This window comes from Bradyrhizobium campsiandrae (genome assembly GCF_014529705.1).
GTDB classification, from domain to species: Bacteria; Pseudomonadota; Alphaproteobacteria; order Rhizobiales; family Xanthobacteraceae; genus Bradyrhizobium; species Bradyrhizobium campsiandrae.
In genome coordinates, this window is the sequence record NZ_JAANIH010000002.1 from 170,230 (window position 1) to 189,276 (window position 19,047).

Sequence of the window (19,047 nt, forward strand, 5' to 3'; positions counted from 1 at the left end):
TGTTGCGACCCGGACACAGACGCCGGATGTCCGTCAACCCACCATCGGGTTGGCATAGGCCAGCAGCAGCTTGAACAGCTCGGCCTGACCGCTGGCGCCGGTCTTGGCATAGATCCGCTTCAGATGCGTCTTCACGGTCTCCTCGGAGATTCCGAGCACACCGGCAGTCTCCGCGACGCCTTCGGCGGCAAGGATCGCAAACAGCACGCGCGCCTCGGCGGCCGTCAATTTGAACTGCGCCGTGATCACCTGCACCAGCGTCGGCCGGCGCACTTCGGCGCGGTGAATGAAGATCGCAGCCACCGCGTCGTAGCGACGGCCGGCGTGGCGGCGCGAGCCCTGCCGCAGCGACACCACATGGGCGACCCAGGCATCGCCGGCATGGTCACCGAGCGGAATGGCGACCGGCTGACTGGCCAGCGCGAGGTCCGTCGCGGAGGCCTGCACCGTATCGCGCAATAGTCTCGCCGCGTCGGCAGCGGTCGGGCGCAGCTTGCCGTCGACCTCGGCAAGCAGCCCCGCCTCGGCGAGAAATTTCAGCCCGCTCGGATTGGCATAGACGTAGTCGCCCTCGGCGCGAACAAGAAAGACACTGGCGCCGAGCGCATCGAGCGCGGCGGTCATGCCGTCGACCTCGATCCGCTGCAGCTGCATCGTGTTGGAGATCTGCGCGGCACGCAGCACATGCGGCACCAGCAGCCGCAAGCGATCCTTCACGGCTTCCGTGGCCGGCGACCGGCTCAGCGGATGGGCGACGCCGAACGTGGAAAAGCGCGTGCCGGACTTTTCCACCAACGTATGGGTGAAATCGCCCCAGTCGGACGGCTCCATCCAATCCTTGAACAGGCGCGAGCGCCGCACTTCGTCGATCGGCACGAGCTCGGTGAGATGAAACACCTCGCCGGGCTCGCGATACAGGCTGATCGGCACCAGCGCCGGATTGAATTTCACGGTCTCGGCGAAATAGCGCTCGTTGAGCGCGGCATCGCCGCCATAGGTGTAGACGGGATTGCCTTCCTTGCGTGCCGCGTCATGGGCCACAAAGGTCGCGCCCGTTGCACCCATGAACAACGCTGTCCGCTCCAGCGCCTCCGGCCAGCGCGCGTGATCGAACGCGGTGTCGTAGATCGCGGCGATCAGGTCAGAGAGTTGTTCGGCATCGGACGACATGAGTTGGCAGGACCCATGTACCATCCTTTCCCGGTTTCAGCTGTGGCTCGGAAGACACAGACGCGAGTCGTTCAGCCTGTCCTAGACGTCGCCGTAGGCGGCCTCGGCCGGACGGGTCTCGCGGCCATAGCCCATGATCATGAACAGTGCGCCGATGATCGAAAGGTTCTTCAGCGCGTCGACCACCACCGCCGCATTCTCGGGTGCCGCCTGATTCCAAAAATCGGAGAACAGCACGGTCGAGACCGCGACGTAGATCGCCATCAGCATCGCGAAGAAGCGCGCGCCGAAATTCAGCGCGATCATGAGCCCTGCGAGAATCTCGAGCCCGCCGAGCGCGATCACCAGCAATTGCGGCGTGGTCATCGCGGTCGCCGTCTCGACCTGCTTGGCAGAGGACGCGATCACATCGCCGAGGCCGTCGGCAGTGCCACCAGCGCCGGGGCCGAGATCGATCGCGCCAACCGCGAATTGCTCACGGCGCTCATCTGCAAACGGACGCGATCCGTGTCGCGCAGCTCTGCGCGCCGAGCCGCTGCGGTAAACGGTAATCCGAATGAGGTCGCTTGCTCCTCAGTGACACCTCGGTTTTTTTCGCCCGTGAGACGCTCGGCACAGTGTTCTCCCTACAGCCCTGCTAGGTCCCGTCTCGCTTGTTCGCTCGGCATCGTGAGATTCGCGTTACGACTGCGGGCCGGATCAGGGGCTGGTCTAGGGAAATGGGGTGCCGGGTGCTGTTGCGGAGGGGATTGGACGACGCCGAACGGGCTTCGCTCGGCGGGACGTCACATAATGAATTTAGGCATTTTGGACCGCGTCTTCGAACGCGCCTCCTGACGACAGCCGCGCTGATCGTCCCATCGATCCTCGGGGCGACCTCGCCGGGCCGGGCGGGAATCGACAATTACGGCCTTTCCACGAGCATCAATGCGACCCCTGGCGTGGCGATCATGTTCGACACGCTGAGCAATGCGCAGATCGGATCGAGCCTTACCGTTGGAGCCGCGCCACAAAATGCGGTGTTCTCTCCGGACGGCCGCTATGCCTATATCATCAGTTGGTTCGACAATGATGTCTCGGTCATCGATGTTGCCAGCCGGACCGTGACGACCACGATTGCTGTCGGCACGACCCCTGTGGCCTTGGCGCTCAGCCCGGATGGAAAAACGCTGTATGTAACCAATGCAAACAGCAATTCGGTCTCGGTGATTTCCACCACGACCAACACGGTCGTCGGAAGCCCGATCGCGGTCGGTGCAGCGCCAACCGGTGTCGCCATCTCGCCGGATGGAACGCGAGTCTACGTCGTCAACCAGACGAGCAACAATGTCTCGATCATCGACGCAAACTCCCGGGCGGTGCTCGGCACGGTGGGGCTCGGGGGTAGCTCCTATGGGGTCACCGTCTCGCCCGACGGCGCCCTGATCTATGTCGCCAATCAGACCGGCTCCGTTTCCGTCATCAACGCGGCGTCGCAGACAGTGACGGCGACGATTTCGCTCAGCGGCAAAGCTCCTCTCAGCGTCGCGCTTAGCCGGGACGGCTCGCGGCTCTATGTGACCACTGAGGGCAACAATCTCGTGGTGATCAACACGGTCAGCAATAGCGTCATGACGACGATATCTCTGCCCGAGACCAGCCTCGGCGTGACCCTCACGCCTGATGGCACGCGGGCCTATGTCACTGCGGGCACCGGGGTGTATGTCCTGGATACCGCGACCAACACCGTCGTCCAGACCGTCTCGCTCCCGGGCGCGCTCACGTCCTACGGCAACTTCGGCACCGGCTTCATCGGGCCAAACGTGCTGGTGGCGAGCGGCGGCGCGCTCTCGGTCCCGAATGATGCGGCCCTGACGCCGCTCGGCTTCGGCTCCTATATCAATTTCAACGGCGGCACATTGCGGTTCACGGGCGCATTCAACAGCGCACGAACGGTGTCGCTGCTCGCGGGCGGCGGCACCTTCGATACCAACGGCTTCAACGGGACGCTCTCTGGACAGATCATCAACACGGGATCGCTGACAAAAACAGGGCTCGGCACGCTAACCCTGACCGGCGCCAACACCTATACCGGCGGCACGTTCGTGAACGGCGGCACGCTGGCGCTCAGCGGCGCCGGCACGCTGGGCGATGTCGCGGGCGTCACCACCATCAATAGCGGCGGCACGCTCGATCTCGGCGGCACGACGCAGACCCAGAGCCTGGTGGCGCTCAATGGCGGCACCATCCAGAACGGCTGGCTCAATGCCGCGATCGCATCGACCGGCGGCACGCTCAGCGGCATCGGCGGCAGCGCGGGGCTGACGACCTTGTCGGGCACCACGACGCTGCTCGGCACCAACAGCTACACCGGCGCGACGACCGTGAACGGCGGCGTGCTCGACGTCGTGGGCGCGATCACCGGCACCTCGGCGGTGACGGTGAACGCCGGTGGTACGCTGACCGGGACCGGCCTGGTCGATCCGCTGCTGGTCTCGATCGCCACTGGCGGCGCGCTCGCGCCCGGCAACGGCACCCCCGGCAGCTCGCTGTCGATCGCAGGCAATCTCGCCTTGCAGTCGGGGGCGATCTATCTGGTCCAGCTCAATCCCACCACGGCATCCTTCACCACGGTGACCGGCAGCGCCGCGCTCGGTGGCGCCACCGTCAATGCGATGTTCGCCAACGGCAGCTATGTCAGCAAGACCTACACCATCCTCACCGCAAGCGGTGGCGTCTCCGGCAGCTTCGGCAGAGTGGTGAATACCAATCTGCCGGCGAATTTCTCGACCAGCCTGAGCTATGATGCGAACGATGCCTATCTCAATCTCGGGCTCGCCTTCGGTATCCCCGGCGGGCTCAACCGCAACCAGCAGGCGGTCGGCGACGCCCTGATCTCCTACTTCAACACCAACGGCACCATTCCGATGGTCTATGGTGCGTTGACGCCCGCCGCCCTCACCCAGGCCTCCGGCGAACTCGGCACCTCGCCGCAGCAGACGACGTTCAACGCCATGGGTCAGTTCATGGGCCTGCTCACCGATCCCACTCGCGACAGCGGACCCGGCACGGGCAGTACCGTGCTCGGCTTTGCGGATACGGCCGCCGCGCATCCGCCGGGTCATGCGTTCGCGATGTTCGGCAAGGCGCCGCCAGCACCGGCATTCGAATCGCGCTGGAACGTGTGGGCCGCAGGCTTCGGCGGCTCGCAATCAACCGCGGGCAACACCATCGTCGGCTCCAACAACACCACCAGCAGCATCTACGGCACAGCGGTCGGCGCCGACTACCGGCTCGCGCCGCAGACCCTGGCAGGCTTCGCACTTGCCGGCGGCGGCACCAATTTCAGCGTCAGCGGCCTCGGCTCGGGCCGCTCGGACCTGTTCCAGGCCGCGGCCTATCTGCGCCACGCCAGCGGCCCGGCCTATCTCACAGCCGCGCTCGCTTATGGCTGGCAAAACATCACCACCGATCGCACCGTGACCATCGCAGGCGCCGATCGGCTGCGGGCACAGTTCGACGCCAATGCGGGAAGCGCGCGCCTCGAAGGCGGCTATCGCTTCGTCTCGCCATGGGGCGGCATCGGCATCACGCCCTATGCGGCCGCGCAGGTGACGGCGCTGGCGCTGCCGGCCTATGCCGAGCAGGTGCTGGCCGGCGGATCGAGCTTCGCGCTGAGCTATGCCGCCAAGAGCGTGACGGATACGCGCAGCGAGCTTGGCCTGCGCAGCGACAGATCCTTCGCGCTGCCGGATGGCACGCTGACCCTGCGCGGCCGCCTCGCCTGGGCCCACGACTTCAATCCGAACCGTTCGATCGCGGCGACATTCCAGGCTCTGCCGGGGGCGAGCTTCGTGGTCTCAGGCGCGGCACTGGCCTCCGAGTCGGCGCTGACCACCGCTTCCGCCGAGATGAGCTGGCGCAACGGCTGGTCCGCCGCCGCCACGTTCGAAGGCGAGTTTTCCAACGTCACGCGGTCCTACGCAGGAAAGGGCATGCTGCGCTATCAATGGTGAGCACGCCCGGCACGCCCGCCACACGAGGTCCGCTCCGCCGGGCACAGCGTCATAGATTTGTCACATCGCTACACGTCGCCGTAGGCGGCCTCGGCCGGACGGGTCTCGCGGCCATAACCCATGATCATGAACAGCGCGCCGATGATCGAAAGGTTCTTCAGCGCGTCGACCACCACCGCCGCATTTTCGGGTGCCGCCTGATTCCAGAAATCGGCGAACAGCACGGTCGAGACCGCGATGTAGATCACCATCAGCATCGCGAAGAATCGCGCGCCGAAATTCAGCGCGATCATGAGCCCCGCGAGAATCTCGAGCCCGCCGAGCGCGATCGCCAGCAATTGCGGCGTGGTCATCGCGGTCGCCGTCTCGACCTGCTTGGCATAGGGTGCGATCACATCGGGCACCACGATCTTGCCGGCGATGAGATCGGCCGTCGCCTGGAGCGGGAAGAACTTGGTGGCGCCCGTGTAGATGAACAGCACGGCGAACAGGATTCGCCCGAAAGTCACGAACGCTGGCATGGTCGGCCTCTTGGCAAAACGCAAACTCGCCGGAGGATTATGAAGAGTCCGCGTGTGGTTTTCAAACGGGGAAATGGAAAAGTAGGAGTTATTCAACTGGCCGCGTGGGCGGACTCCTTCTCCCCTTGTGGGAGAAGGTGGCGCGAAGCGCCGGATGAGGGGTTCTCTCCGCGACTCACTGTCAGAGAGTGTCCGCGGAGAGAACCCCTCACCCGGCTCGCCGCTTTGCGGCGAGCCACCCTCTCCCACAAAGGGAGAGGGAAAGTAGGACCGCCCGTTACGTGAACAACGTCGGCTGCTGCCGCGCGGCGCGCTCCTGCGCTTCGACCACCGCGACCGCCGTCATGTTCAGGATGCCGCGCGCGGTCACTGAGGGGGTGAGGATGTGCGCGGGTCGCGCCGGACCGATCAGGATCGGGCCGACGGGGAGCGCATCTGCCAGCGACTTGATCATCTGATAGGCGACGTTGGCGGTGTCCAGGCTCGGCATGATCATGATGTTGGCCTCGCCCTCCAGCTTGGAGTGCGGCAGCACCATCTTTCGCGCGGCGGCCGAGAGCGCGGTGTCGCCCTGCATCTCGCCGTCGGCCTCGATCTCCGGATGCTTCTCCTTCAGGAGCTGGGTCGCGCGCCGCATCTTGCGCGAGGATTCAGTGTCGTAGCTGCCGAAATCCGAGTGCGAGACGAAGGCGATCTTCGGCTTGATGTTGAAGCGCTGGACGTGGACCGCGGCGAGCGAGGCGATCTCGGCAAGCTCCTCAGCGCTCGGATTGGGCCGCACCTGCGTGTCGGCGATGAAGAAGGCGCCCTTGCTGGTGATCAGCAGCGCCAGCGCGGCATAATCGCTGATGCCGGGCGAGAAGCCGACGATCTCGCGGACATGGCGCAGATGGCTCATGTAGCGGCCCTCGACGCCGCAGAGCATGGCATCCGCCTCCCCGCGCGTGACCGCGAGCGCGGCGATGACCGTGTTGTTGGTGCGCACCACCGTGCGCGCCGCGTCCGGCGTCACACCGCGGCGGCCGGCGACCTCGACATAGGATTGCACATAGGACCGGTAACGCGGATCGTCCTCGGGATTGACGAGGTCAAAGTCCTTGCCGGCGCGGATCGAGAGGCCGAAGCGCTTGATGCGCGCCTCCACCACCGACGGACGTCCGACCAGGATCGGGCGGGCCAAATTCTCCTCCAGCACCACCTGCGTGGCGCGCAGCACGCGCTCGTCCTCGCCCTCGGCGTAGATCACGCGCACCGGCTGGGTCTTGGCCTTGGCGAACATCGGCTTCATGACGAGGCCGGAGCGGAAGGCGAAGCGCTCGAGCAGCGCGGTGTATTCGTCGAAATTGGTGATCGGACGCGTTGCGACGCCGGATTCCATCGCAGCCTTGGCCACGGCCGGCGCGATGCGCAGGATCAGGCGCGGATCGAACGGGCTCGGGATCAGCGAGCCCGGGCCAAAGCCCTGGGTCTCGCCGGTGTCAAAGCCCTGCGCGACCGCATCCGACGGCGCCTCGCGCGCGAGCTGCGCGATGGCCTCGACGGCGGCATGCTTCATCTCCTCATTGATGGCGCTGGCGCCGACATCGAGCGCGCCGCGGAAGATGAAGGGGAAGCAGAGGACGTTGTTGACCTGGTTCGGATAGTCCGATCGCCCGGTGCAGATCATGGCATCGGGGCGCACTTTTCGCGCTTCTTCCGGCATGATCTCGGGCGTCGGATTGGCGAGCGCCATGATGAGCGGCTTCTCGCCCATCGCCTTGGCCATCTCGGGCTTGAGCACGCCCGGTGCCGACAGGCCGATGAAGATATCGGCGCCGCCGATGACGTCGGCGAGCGTGCGCTTGTCGGTCTTCTGCGCGTAGACCGCCTTCCAGCGATCCATCGTGGTGTTGCGGCCCTCATGCACGAGGCCGTCGATGTCGCAGACCCAGATGTTCTTACGCTGCGCGCCCATCGACACCAAGAGGTTCAGCGTCGCGATCGCCGCCGCCCCTGCCCCCGATGCCACGATCTTGACCTCCGAGAGCTTCTTGCCGTTCAGGCGCAGACCATTGGTGATGGCGGCGGCGACGATGATGGCGGTGCCGTGCTGGTCGTCATGGAAGACCGGGATCTTCATACGCTCCTTCAGCTGTGCCTCGATCTCGAAGCACTCCGGTCCGCGGATGTCCTCGAGATTGATGCCGCCGAAAGTCGGCTCCAGCGCCGCCACCGTCTCGACCACCCGCTCGATGGTGTCGGCGGCGATCTCGATGTCGAACACGTCGATGCCGGCGAACTTCTTGAACAGGACGGCCTTGCCTTCCATGACAGGCTTGGAAGCCAGCGGGCCGATATTGCCGAGGCCGAGCACCGCGGTGCCGTTGGAGACCACGGCGACCAGATTGGCGCGGGTGGTCAGGGTTGCCGCTTCCGCCGGGTTCTTGGCAATCTCGGTGCAGGCGGCCGCAACGCCCGGAGAATAGGCAAGCGCGAGGTCGCGCTGGTTGGCGAGCGGCTTGCTCGCCTGGATCTCGAGCTTTCCGGGGCGCGGCAGTCGGTGATAGGCCAGCGCCGCCTGGTGGAGATCATCGGAATAGGACGACATGCGGTCTCTTGCCTCGCGTTACCGGCCTCAAAATGCATCATCCGGAGCGCCCATCCAAGTGAATGGTATTTCCGGGTCGTGGAAACCGGATGAAGCACGGCCGAAGGCCCGGTGGCAACATCCGATTGTGCCCCCATCAACAAAGCTCACCTTCAAATATCTGACAGCGTTAGCTTTCCCTGGACCTCGCGACGTTTCCCTAATATGGCAAGTTGCGCAGCGCACAACGAGCAACTGGAGCTGGGAATGAAGCGGATCCTGATTGGCCTGATCGTGGCTGCCCTGCTCGCCGTCGGCGGCTGGTTCGGCTTCAACCTCTACGCCAGGCATCGCGCCACCGCCGAGATCGAGGCGGCGTTCGAGCAGATCCGCAAGCAGGGCGGCCAGGCGAGCCACGGCAAGATCGGGTTCGATCTGCCGAGCCGCACGCTCACGATCAAGGACATTGCCGTCGATCCCAGTCCGCAGTCGCAGACGCATATCAAGATTGCCGGCGTCAAGGCGAGCGGCCTGAGCCAGGGCGACGAAGGGCAGTTCTCCGCCGATACCATCGAGATCTCGGGCATCGCGTTTGCCATCGACAGCACCGTCGGTCCGTCACCGGTGAAGTCCGACTACAAGATCGCCCAGGCCACGATAAAGGATTACGCCGGGACGATCAGGGCGCGAGCCTTGCCGGCCTCGAACGCCATTACCGATCTCTACCGGTTCGGTCTCGAGCAGTTCAGCAGCGTCTCGGCGTCCTCGGTCGAGGTGCCCAGCATCGCCGTCACCGTCGTCACCAAGGCCGATACCGCCAGCCCCGAAGGCGGCGATCTCACCTATTCGGGCCTGGCGATGAAGAACCTCAGGCAGGGCAAGGTCGAAGCGACCAAGGCGGACCGGCTCACCTTTACGTTCAAGGTGGCGCAGCCCGGCCAGATGACGGGAGAACTGTCGAACCTGGCGATGAGCGATTTCGATGCGAGCGGCATGCTCGCCGCGCTCGATCCTGAAAAGACGAATGATGACAGCATCCGTCAGCTGTACAAGCGGGTTTCGGCCGGAACCTACACGGTGACATCGGGTGACGCTCGCTTCCAGATCGACGGCCTCTCGGTCGAGGATATCGCCGTGCAGCCGTCGAAATTCCGGATGTCCGAGATGCTTGCCATGCTGCCCAAGGACCAGTCGGCGCCGCCGACGCCGGCTCAGGCGCGCGCGATGCTGGAGAAATTGGCCGACTTCTATGAAGGCCTGCGCGTCGGCAAGATCGAGGTCGGCAAGACCTCGATCGCGACCCCGCAAGGAACGGGCAGCGTCAATCTGATCAGGTACAAGGACGGGGAAATCGCGGTCGAAGGCGTCGACACGCCGTCGCCGCAAGGTCAGTTCAGGATGGAGCGCTTCGCGCTGAAGTCCTTCAGCGCGCCGAACCTGTTGCGCTGGGCAGCCGACCTCAGCAAGAACGCCGGGCGGCCGCCCGTGCCGGACCAGATGCTCGCCTTGTTCGGCGTGCTCGCAGGCGCCGAGATCAAGGGCGTGACAGCGCCCTTCAAAAACACCAGGAAGCTGGTCACGATCGACACGGTGAGCCTGGACTGGGGGCAACTGATCGGCGCGATCCCGAGCAAAGCGCATGTCGTGGCGAAGTTCGTCACCCCGACTGATCCATCCGATCCGAAGCAGCTTGCGCTGATTGCAGCCGGCATCGACAAGCTCGCGATCGACCTTGATCTTGGCGCCGCGTGGACCGAGCAGTCCAACAGCTTCGCCCTGACGCCGGCGACCCTCGACATCGGAGGGATCGCAAGAGCGCAATTGGCCATCACGCTCGGCAACGTGCCGCGCGAGGCGTTTTCGGCCGATCCCGCCCAGTTCATGGGCCAGGCTGTCAGGATCGAGGCGGGCTCGCTGGCGTTCTCACTGCGCGACCAGGGTGGCGTCGAGGCCGCCGCAGCACAATATGCACGCGGCAAGAATGTGAGCCGCGACGCCGCACGTCAGGCGCTCGCCGACAGCGTCAGGGCGCACCGGGAGGAGATCGCCGCCGCCAATCCGGACGCGGGCGCCGCCGTGGACGCCATCGCAAGCTTTCTCGAAACGCCGGGTCAGACGCTTCTCGTCAAGCTGACGCCCCGCGCCAAGGCGCCGCTGATGCAACTGATGCAGCTTCTGCAGACCGACCCGCAGAGCGCGCTGGCGCAGTTCAGGATCGAAGCATCGACGGGGCTGTAGGAGAGAGAGAGAGCAAGCTCTCTCCCCGTCATTGCGAGGAGCTCTTGCGACGAAGCAATCCAGACCGCGGAGAGAATCTGGATTGCTTCGCTACGCTCGCAATGACGATGTGGAGGCAGCCTCCTCCGCATCCGCCTTTAGCGACCGCGGAGAGGGGCGAAGCAAGAGCCGCTTCACTTCTGCGGCAGGTTCACCCGAATATGCAGCTCGCGGAGCTGTTTCGTGGTGGCTTCCGACGGCGCGCCCATCAAGAGGTCCATGGCCTGCTGGTTCATCGGGAACAGCGAGATCTCGCGCAGATTCGTGGTGCCACAGAGCAGCATCACGATGCGGTCGACGCCCGCGGCCATACCGCCATGCGGCGGGGCGCCGTACTGGAAGGCGCGGTACATGCCGCCGAAGCGATCGACCACTTCCTGCTCGCCGTAGCCGGCAATCTCGAACGCCTTCACCATGGCTTCCGGCACGTGGTTGCGGATGCCGCCGGAGGCGATCTCGTAGCCGTTGCAGCAGATGTCGTACTGGAACGCCTTGATGGTCAGCGGGTCCTGGCCCTTCAGCGCGTCGAGGCCGCCTTGCGGCATCGAGAACGGGTTGTGCGAGAAGTCGACCTTCTTGTCCTCCTCGTTGTACTCGTACATCGGGAAGTCGACGATCCAGGCGAGCTCAAACCGCTCCTTGTCGGTGAGGTTCAACTCCTCGCCGACCTTGTTGCGGGCAAGGCCTGAGAACTTCCAGAACTTGTCGGGATCGCCGGCAACGAAGAAGGCGGCATCGCCTTCCTTGGTACCGATCTGCGCGCGGATCGCGGCGGTGCGCTCCGGCCCGATGTTGTTCGCAAGGGGCCCTGCGCCCTCGCCGCCCTCACGCCACATGATGTAGCCGAGGCCAGGCTGCCCCTCGCCTTGCGCCCACGAATTCATGCGGTCGCAGAACGCGCGGCTGCCGCCGCCCGGCGCGGGAATGGCCCAGACCTGGTTCTTGGGATCCTCGAGCATGCGCGCGAACACCTTGAAGCCTGACCCTCGGAAATGCTCGGAGACATCCTGCATCTCGATCGGGTTCCGCAGATCCGGCTTGTCGCTGCCGTATTTGCGCAGCGCCTCGGCGAACGGGATGCGGCGCCAGTTCTTGCTGACAGGCTTGCCCTTGGCAAATTCCTCGAACACGCCCGTGATCACAGGCTCCATCGCCGCGAAGACGTCTTCCTGCGTGACAAAGCTCATCTCGACGTCGAGCTGGTAGAACTCGCCGGGCAGACGGTCGGCGCGCGGGTCCTCGTCGCGGAAACAGGGCGCGATCTGGAAGTAGCGGTCGAAGCCCGACATCATCAAGAGCTGCTTGTACTGCTGCGGCGCCTGCGGCAGCGCGTAGAACTTGCCGGGATGGATGCGCGAGGGCACCAGGAAGTCGCGCGCGCCTTCCGGCGAGGACGCGGTCAGGATCGGCGTGTTGAACTCGAAGAAGCCCTGCCCTTCCATGCGCCGGCGCATCGACTTGATGATCTCGACGCGCGTCATGATGTTCTGGTGCAGTTTTTCGCGACGCAAATCGAGGAAGCGGTACTTCAGGCGGATATCTTCAGGGTATTCCTGGTCGCCGAACACGGGCAGCGGCAAATCGCCGGCGGGGCCCAGCACCTCGATCTCACTGACATAGACCTCGACCTTGCCGGTCGGCAGATCGTCATTGTCGGTGCCCTCGGGGCGGCGGCGGACCTTGCCGTCCATCTTGACCACGAATTCCGAGCGCAGCTTTTCGGCCAGCGAGAACGCCGGCGAGTCCGGGTCGACCACGCACTGGGTCAGGCCGTAATGGTCGCGCAAATCGATGAACAGCACGCCGCCATGGTCGCGAACGCGATGGACCCAGCCCGAGAGGCGGATGGTCTCGCCGATGTTGCTCTCGCGGAGCGCGCCGCATGTATGTGACCGGTAGCGATGCATGGTCGTCCCAAAATCAATGTCGGAGGATACGAATCGGACGGCCAAGGGCCGGTCCGACGTTGCGGCAGGGTTTACCCGACGAGACCGGGTGCGGCAACCAAGGGAACGGGCTGTTTTGGGCCGAAAGCGCCCATTTTTAGCCGATTGGGCTCCCGGCCTTTGCCATCCCGCGTTCCCCGCCTATCTTTACCTCCATGACCGTCCATTTCCCGTTCCAGAACTCCTATTCGGCGCTGCCGGACAGCTTCTTCGCCCGCGTCGCGCCGACCCCTGTCTCGGCTCCCCGGCTGATCAAGCTGAACCGGCCGCTGGCGGTCCAGCTCGGGCTCGATCCTGATCTCCTGGAGACCCCTGAGGGCGCCGAGATCCTGGCCGGCAAGACGGTTCCATCGGGCGCCGATCCCATCGCCATGGCCTATGCCGGCCACCAGTTCGGCCATTTCGTGCCCCAGCTCGGCGACGGCCGCGCCATCCTGCTCGGCGAGGTCATCGATCGCGACGGCGTTCGCCGCGATATCCAGCTCAAGGGCTCAGGCCCGACCCCGTTCTCCCGCCGCGGCGACGGCCGCGCTGCGCTGGGGCCGGTCTTGCGCGAATACATCGTCAGCGAAGCCATGTTCGCGCTCGGCATTCCGACCACGCGCTCGCTCGCCGCCGTCGTCACCGGCGAGCACGTCATCCGTGAGACCGCGCTGCCCGGCGCGGTGCTGACGCGCGTCGCCTCGAGCCATATCCGCGTCGGCACCTTCCAGTTCTTCGCCGTGCGCCGCGACACCGAGGCGCTGCGCCGGCTCGCCGATCATGTCATCAGCCGGCACTATCAGGATCTGCTGCAGGCCGAGCGGCCCTATCACGCCCTGCTCGCCGCCGTCGTCGCGCGCCAGGCCGAGCTGATCGCGCGCTGGCTCTTGGTCGGCTTCATCCATGGCGTGATGAACACCGACAACTCGTCCATTTCTGGCGAGACCATCGATTACGGCCCCTGCGCCTTCATGGATGCCTACAACCCCTCGCAGGTGTTTTCGTCGATCGACGAGATGGGCCGCTACGCCTATGCCAACCAGCCGCGCATTGCCTTGTGGAATCTGACGCGCCTCGCCGAATGCCTGCTGCCGCTGTTCTCCGACGACCAGGAGAAGGCGGTCGCGGAAGCGCAGGACATTCTCGGCGCTTTCGGCGAGACGTTCAGCGCCGCCTATCAGGCCGGCCTGCGCAAGAAGGTCGGCCTGTTCACCGAGCGCGACGGCGACGAGGCGCTGATCCAGGACCTGCTCGACGCCATGGCCAAGGACCAGGCCGACTTCACCCTCACCTTCCGCAAGCTCGGCGACGCCGCCGTCGATGACGGCGCCGATGTCCGCGCGCAGTTCATGGAGCCCGCAGCCTTCGACGAATGGGCCGGCCGCTGGCGCGCACGCATCGCGCTGGAGCCGCAGACTGCGATTGAGCGGCAAGCCGCGATGCACGCCGTCAACCCAATGTTCATCCCGCGCAACCACCGCGTCGAGGCCGTGATCCAGGCCGCGGTGAACGACGACAATTACGCGCCGTTCGAGGAACTGGTAAAGGTGCTGGCGAAGCCGTATGAGGATCAACCGGCCTACGCGGCCTACGCCGATCCGCCGCTGCCGGATCAGCGGGTGTTGCAGACGTTTTGCGGGACGTGAGGCAAGCTCGGTGCGTAGGGTGGATTAGCCGAAGGCGTAATCCACCAATTCTCCGACGCGCGCGGAAAGCAAAGAGGTGGATTACGCTTCGCTAATCCACCCTACGGGCCTGCCTGTTCTCCGAATTCGCCTGCGACCTTCGTGTCGCCACCCCAATCTTCCGGAAACAACCCCGCGCGGACGTCGCGATGAAATGATGAATAAGGCCAGTCGCTCACCTTCGAAACAAGCCCGTGTTTGACGGGATTGTAATAGCAATATTCAACGTGGCGCGCGTAATCGGCCTCATCACGGATCAGATGCTCCCAGAACCGGCGTTGCCAGATGCCGCGCTCATTCCTGGCGCGCCGAACGGCGCTCAGCCGTTCATTTGCCGGGAGCGCTTTCGCGAAACGTGTCTTGATCAATCGCCAACGGAGCGAAAAATCCGCGTCGCCAGGCGGTAACTTCTAGATGGCGTGCAGATGATCCGGAAGGACCACGAAAGCATCAATCTCGAAAGGATGTCTCTTGCGCGTTGCAGCGACGGCGTCCCGCAGAATGTCGATCCGGTCGGTCAAGAGAGCCTTCCACCGATCGAGCAGGTTCACCGTGAAGAACCAGCATCCTCCGGGAACGAATGCGCGGCGATAGTCGGACATGCGCGACGGATATCGCAATTTTGAGTTGATTGAAAGTGCCGTGCATCGCTGATGGCGACAAGCCGGGTACGTAGGGTGGATGAGCCGAAGGCGCAATCCACCACGTCTCCGACGCGCGCGGGAAGCAAAGAGGTGGATTACGCTTCGCTAATCCACCCTACGCAGCGCGTGTTGTGGAAACGGGAACCGCTGTCATCAAACTGAAACATACGCGCTCTAACGCCCTGCCAGGGCCGTCCTGCCGGGGGCGCCCATCCTCCAGCAGCCCCGACAAAGCGCACCATGCCCTTCAAGTTCATCCACATCACCGACACGCATCTCGCGAACCCCGGCTTGACACTCTATGGCCTCGACCCGCGCGCGCGGCTGGACGCGGCGGTCGCCGACATCAACAGGCACCAGTCGGATGCCGCGTTTGCGGTCGTGACCGGCGACCTCACCCATTGGGGCGAACCCGAGTCCTACGCCAATTTCGCCGAGGCGATGGCGGCGCTGAAAATGCCTTACGTCGCCATGGTCGGCAATCACGACAAGCGTGTCGCCTGCCTCGACGGCCTCAAGGCCGCGCCGCGCGATCCCAATGGCTTCGTGCAGGGCACCCGCACCACCGAGCACGGCCTGTTCGTGTTCCTGGACACGCTGGACGAGACCAGCCACGCCGGCGAGATGTGCGCCAGGCGCTTCGACTGGCTGGCGAAGACGCTGGCGGCCGCGCCCGCCGACCAGCCGTTCGTCGTGTTCATGCACCATCCGCCCTTCCCGGTCGGGGTCCGCGCGATGGACGACATCGCGCTGAAGCAGAGCGCGGAGTTCGCCGAGGTGATCGCGCCCTATCGGTCGCGGATCCGCCATCTCTTCTTCGGCCATGTGCACCGGCCGATCTTCGGCAGCTATGGCAAGATTCCGTTCTCGACGCTGCGCGGCACCAATCATCAGGTCTGGTTCGAACTCGACGCCAACGCCGCGGACCATCTCGCCAGCCACGAGCCGCCGGCCTATGGCGTGGTGCTGATCGACGATCAGAACCTCGTCGTGCACAGCCACGACTTCCTCGACACCAGTCTGCGCTTCCCGTTCGAGCCCCCTGCCGGAGTGGACGGTCGCGACTATGCGCTCAACTTCCCGGCGCGGTGACATGAGCCTTGCCGAACCCGCGGCTCTCCCGGTCGCGACGTCGGCGGCACCGCGTCTCAATGTCCTGAAGCGGTTCACGAGCCGCTTCAAGGCCTCGCTGCCGGCCTACCTGCTGCTGCTGCCCTCGCTGATCTTCCTGGCGCTGTTCACCTATGGCGCGATGAGCCGCGTGCTCATCGACGCACTCTACCAGCGCGCGACGCCAAAGGCGCCGCTCCGCTTCGTCGGGCTCGACAATATCAGTGCCGTGCTGACCGACCCCGCCTTCACCGGCGCTGTCGTCAACAACCTCATCTATGCACTGGGCACCGCGATCCCGAGCATCGGCCTTGCGCTGTTGTTCGCGCTGGCGCTGGCGCGCACCAACGCCGTCACCAGTGCGCTGCGGGCGGCGCTGTTCCTGCCGGTGCTGATCCCGATGGTGGCGGCCTCCGCGCTGTTCCTCTTCATCTTCCTGCCCAATGTCGGCCTGCTCGACCACTACATCGGCCGCCTGCTGCCGGTGCTGCCGAACTGGCTTGGCGACCCCGACGTCGCGCTCACCGCGATCATGATCATCACGATCTGGAAGAATGCGGGCTACTACATGCTGTTCTTCCTGGCGGGCCTCCAGGCCGTCCCTGAAGACGTCATGGAAGCCGCGCATCTCGATGGTGCCGGCCCCTTCATGCGGCTGCGCTACATCATCCTGCCGGAGCTCAAGCCCACCTTCCTGTTCGTCACCGTGATCGCCACCCTCAACGCGGTGACGCAGGTCGACCACGTCTTCGTCCTGACCCAGGGTGGCCCGTCCAACGCAACCAACCTCGTGCTGTTCTACATCTATCAGCAGGCGGTCGAGCATTTCGACGTCGGCAAGGCCTCGGCCGCGACGCTTCTGACGCTCGCCGCCCTGATGGCCCTCACCGCACTGTCGTTCCGCACCATGGCCAAGCGCGAGGGCGGGCCATGAAGCTGATCGACGCCCTCTACAAGGACGCCCCGCTCGCCACGCGCAACGAGATCACGCCGAAGCTCGGCTTCCTGCTCACGGTCGTGCTCGCGCTCGCCTGGCTGATCCCGTTCCTGTGGATGGGCGTCGCGACGCTGCGCCCGTCCTCCGACGGCATCAATCTGATGGCCGAGCTGATGCCGAGCCTGAAGCCGACGCTCGACAATGTCAGGGATGCCTGGGAGATCGGCGATTTCCCGCGCTACGTCCTCAACACCACGATCATCTGCACCGGCATCCTCCTGGTGCAGTTCGTCACCATCACGCTGGCGGGCTTTGCCTTCGCGCGGCTCGACTTCGCCGGCAAGACGCCGATCTTCTATCTGTTCCTGATGCAGCTGATGCTGGTGCCGGTGCTGCTGATCGTGCCGAATTTGAGCCTGGTGGTGCAGCTCGGCCTCTACGACACGCTCGCCGGCGTCATGATGCCGTTCTTCGCTTCCGCCTTCGGCACCTTCCTGATGCGCCAGGCGTTCGAGGCGATTCCGACCGAGCTCGAGGACGCCGCGCTGATCGACGGCGCCAGCCTGATCCAGCGCATCCGCCACATCTACGTGCCGCTGTCGCTGCCGAGCTTCTCGGCGTTTGCGATCATCTCGGTCACCAGCCACTGGAACGACTTCCTGTGGCCGCTGATGGTGATCAACTCGCCGGACAAGCGGCCGCTCACGGTCGGGCTCTCGGTCTTTACCAAGACGGCCGAAGGCACGCAGGCATGGGGCACGATCGCCGCCGGCACGCTGATGGTGATCGCGCCGCTCCTCATCACCTTCCTGATCTTCCAGAAGCGCTTCATCAGCTCTTTCGTCACCTCAGGCATCAAATAGGAGATTTTCCGATGCTGTTCTCCCGCAGGCTCATGCTGGGCCTCGCCATGGCAGGCTCCATGGCAAGTGCCCTCGCCGTCCCGGCGATGGCCGAAGGCCCGACCGAGATCGATTTGTTTTTCCCGGTCCCCGTCGACGGCAAGCTCGCCCGCGACATGGGCACCTTGATCAAGGAGTTCAACGAGGGTCATCCCGATATCAAGGCGACCGCGGTCTACACCGGCTCCTATGACGACACGCTGATCAAGACACGCGCCTCGATCAAGGCCGGCAAGCCGCCTTCAGCCGTGATCATGTCGGCGAACTTCCTGCTCGACATGCAGATCGAGAACGAGCTGACCAATCTCGACTCCCTGATCGCCGCCGACGGCAGCACCAAGGAAAAGTTCTTGGGCCAGTTCTTCCCCGCGCTGCAAGGCAACGCGGTGATCAACCGCTCGGTCTATGGCGTGCCCTTCCACAATTCGACGCCGCTGCTCTACATCAACGCCGACAAGGCCAAGGAAGCCGGCCTCGATCCGGAGAAGCCGCCGCAGACCTGGGCCGAGCTCACCGACTGGGCCAAGAAGCTCACCAAGCGCGAGGGCGACAAGGTGACGCAATGGGGCATCGCGATCCCCTGCGCCTATGACTATTGCGGCTGGATGATGGAAACGCTCACCATGAGCAATGGCGGGCGCTACTACAACGAGGAGTTCGGCGGCGAGGTCTACTACGATACGCCCTCGATGCTCGGCGCGCTGACCTGGTGGAACGACCTCGTGAGCAAGCACAAGGTCCACCCGCCCGGCGCAACGCCCGGCCCTGCCGTCAGCACCTCCTTCATCTCAGGCAATGCCGCGATGATGATGCTGTCGACGGGCTCGCTGACTTACGTGCGCGACAACGCCAAGTTCAACTACAAGGTCGCCTTCATCCCGCGCAACGTCCGCAACGCCGTGCCGATCGGCGGCGCCTCGCTGATCATTCCCTCGGGCGTCGAGGCCGACAAGCAGAAGGCCGCATGGACGCTGATCAAGTGGATGACCTCGCCCGAGAAGAGCGCCTGGTGGAGCCGCGCCACCGGCTATTTCGCGCCCAACATGGCCGCCTACAAGACGCCTGACATGGTCGATTTCCTCAACAAGAACCCGGACGCCAAGACCGCCGTCGAGCAGCTCGACGTCGCCAAGCCCTGGTTCGCGACCTACAAGACCGTGCCCGTGCGCAAGAACCTGGAGGACGAGGTGATGCTGGTCCTCAACGGCAAGAAGCAGCCGAAGGAAGCCCTCGCCGCCGCCCAGAAAGCCGCCGACGAGACGCTGAAGCCGTACAACGCCGAGACCTCGCTGAAGCTGCCGTAAGGCGACTG

12 protein-coding genes and 1 pseudogene are annotated in these 19,047 nt (G+C 64.8%); 7 read left to right on the forward strand and 6 right to left on the reverse strand.

Annotation, left to right across the window (positions count from 1 at the left end; genetic code table 11):
* Positions 1-33: 33 nt before the first annotated feature.
* A complete protein-coding gene (locus G8O24_RS02230) occupies positions 34-1,170 on the reverse strand; it encodes a helix-turn-helix transcriptional regulator (protein WP_188096047.1) in 1,137 nt (378 codons plus the stop codon).
* Between the two features lie 81 nt (positions 1,171-1,251).
* On the reverse strand, positions 1,252-1,728 hold the full coding sequence (locus G8O24_RS02235; RefSeq protein ID WP_368736590.1) for a DoxX family protein: 477 nt from the start codon (positions 1,726-1,728) through the stop codon (positions 1,252-1,254).
* A gap of 392 nt (positions 1,729-2,120) precedes the next feature.
* Between G8O24_RS02235 and G8O24_RS02240 the strand changes: the two genes are divergently transcribed.
* On the forward strand, positions 2,121-5,165 hold the full coding sequence (locus tag G8O24_RS02240) for an autotransporter domain-containing protein (RefSeq protein ID WP_188096049.1): 3,045 nt from the start codon (positions 2,121-2,123) through the stop codon (positions 5,163-5,165).
* A gap of 68 nt (positions 5,166-5,233) precedes the next feature.
* Here the strand turns inward: G8O24_RS02240 and G8O24_RS02245 are convergent, their stop codons facing one another.
* Together G8O24_RS02245 and G8O24_RS02250 are read right to left on the reverse strand one after the other, a co-directional pair.
* On the reverse strand, positions 5,234-5,686 hold the full coding sequence (locus tag G8O24_RS02245) for a DoxX family protein (RefSeq protein ID WP_188096051.1): 453 nt from the start codon (positions 5,684-5,686) through the stop codon (positions 5,234-5,236).
* Between the two features lie 277 nt (positions 5,687-5,963).
* Positions 5,964-8,273, reverse strand: a complete 2,310-nt coding sequence (locus tag G8O24_RS02250; RefSeq protein ID WP_188096053.1) for an NADP-dependent malic enzyme — start codon at positions 8,271-8,273, stop codon at positions 5,964-5,966.
* Positions 8,274-8,519: 246 nt separating this feature from the next.
* Here G8O24_RS02250 and G8O24_RS02255 point away from each other — a divergent pair, with 246 nt between their 5' ends.
* A complete protein-coding gene (locus G8O24_RS02255) occupies positions 8,520-10,490 on the forward strand; it encodes an aq_1923 C-terminal domain (RefSeq protein ID WP_188096055.1) in 1,971 nt (656 codons plus the stop codon).
* A gap of 173 nt (positions 10,491-10,663) precedes the next feature.
* Here the strand turns inward: G8O24_RS02255 and aspS are convergent, their stop codons facing one another.
* Entirely contained in the window at positions 10,664-12,436 is a 1,773-nt protein-coding gene (aspS, locus tag G8O24_RS02260; RefSeq protein ID WP_188096180.1) for an aspartate--tRNA ligase, read from the reverse strand.
* 194 nt (positions 12,437-12,630) lie between these two features.
* On the opposite strand from aspS, the gene G8O24_RS02265 reads away from it, so the two are divergent.
* Positions 12,631-14,103 carry a protein adenylyltransferase SelO gene (locus G8O24_RS02265; RefSeq protein ID WP_188096057.1) on the forward strand — a complete coding sequence of 491 codons (1,473 nt, stop codon included), beginning with the start codon at positions 12,631-12,633 and terminating at the stop codon, positions 14,101-14,103.
* A 101-nt stretch (positions 14,104-14,204) separates the two neighbouring features.
* Here the strand turns inward: G8O24_RS02265 and G8O24_RS02270 are convergent.
* A pseudogene (locus G8O24_RS02270) lies at positions 14,205-14,744 on the reverse strand (REP-associated tyrosine transposase).
* A 282-nt stretch (positions 14,745-15,026) separates the two neighbouring features.
* On the opposite strand from G8O24_RS02270, the gene G8O24_RS02275 reads away from it, so the two are divergent.
* The 4 genes from G8O24_RS02275 to G8O24_RS02290 are packed head-to-tail and all read left to right on the forward strand — an operon-like array spanning position 15,027 to position 19,039.
* Positions 15,027-15,878, forward strand: a complete 852-nt coding sequence (locus G8O24_RS02275) for a phosphodiesterase (RefSeq protein WP_188096058.1) — start codon at positions 15,027-15,029, stop codon at positions 15,876-15,878.
* A gap of 1 nt (position 15,879) precedes the next feature.
* The gene (locus tag G8O24_RS02280; RefSeq protein WP_188096060.1) at positions 15,880-16,830 is read left to right on the forward strand and encodes a carbohydrate ABC transporter permease; all 951 of its coding nucleotides are present in this window, start codon (positions 15,880-15,882) and stop codon (positions 16,828-16,830) included.
* On the forward strand, positions 16,827-17,696 hold the full coding sequence (locus G8O24_RS02285; protein WP_188096062.1) for a carbohydrate ABC transporter permease: 870 nt from the start codon (positions 16,827-16,829) through the stop codon (positions 17,694-17,696). The genes G8O24_RS02280 and G8O24_RS02285 overlap by 4 nt, the downstream gene beginning before the upstream one ends.
* An 11-nt stretch (positions 17,697-17,707) precedes the next feature.
* Positions 17,708-19,039 carry an ABC transporter substrate-binding protein gene (locus G8O24_RS02290; RefSeq protein ID WP_188096064.1) on the forward strand — a complete coding sequence of 444 codons (1,332 nt, stop codon included), beginning with the start codon at positions 17,708-17,710 and terminating at the stop codon, positions 19,037-19,039.
* The last annotated feature ends 8 nt before the right edge of the window (positions 19,040-19,047 follow it).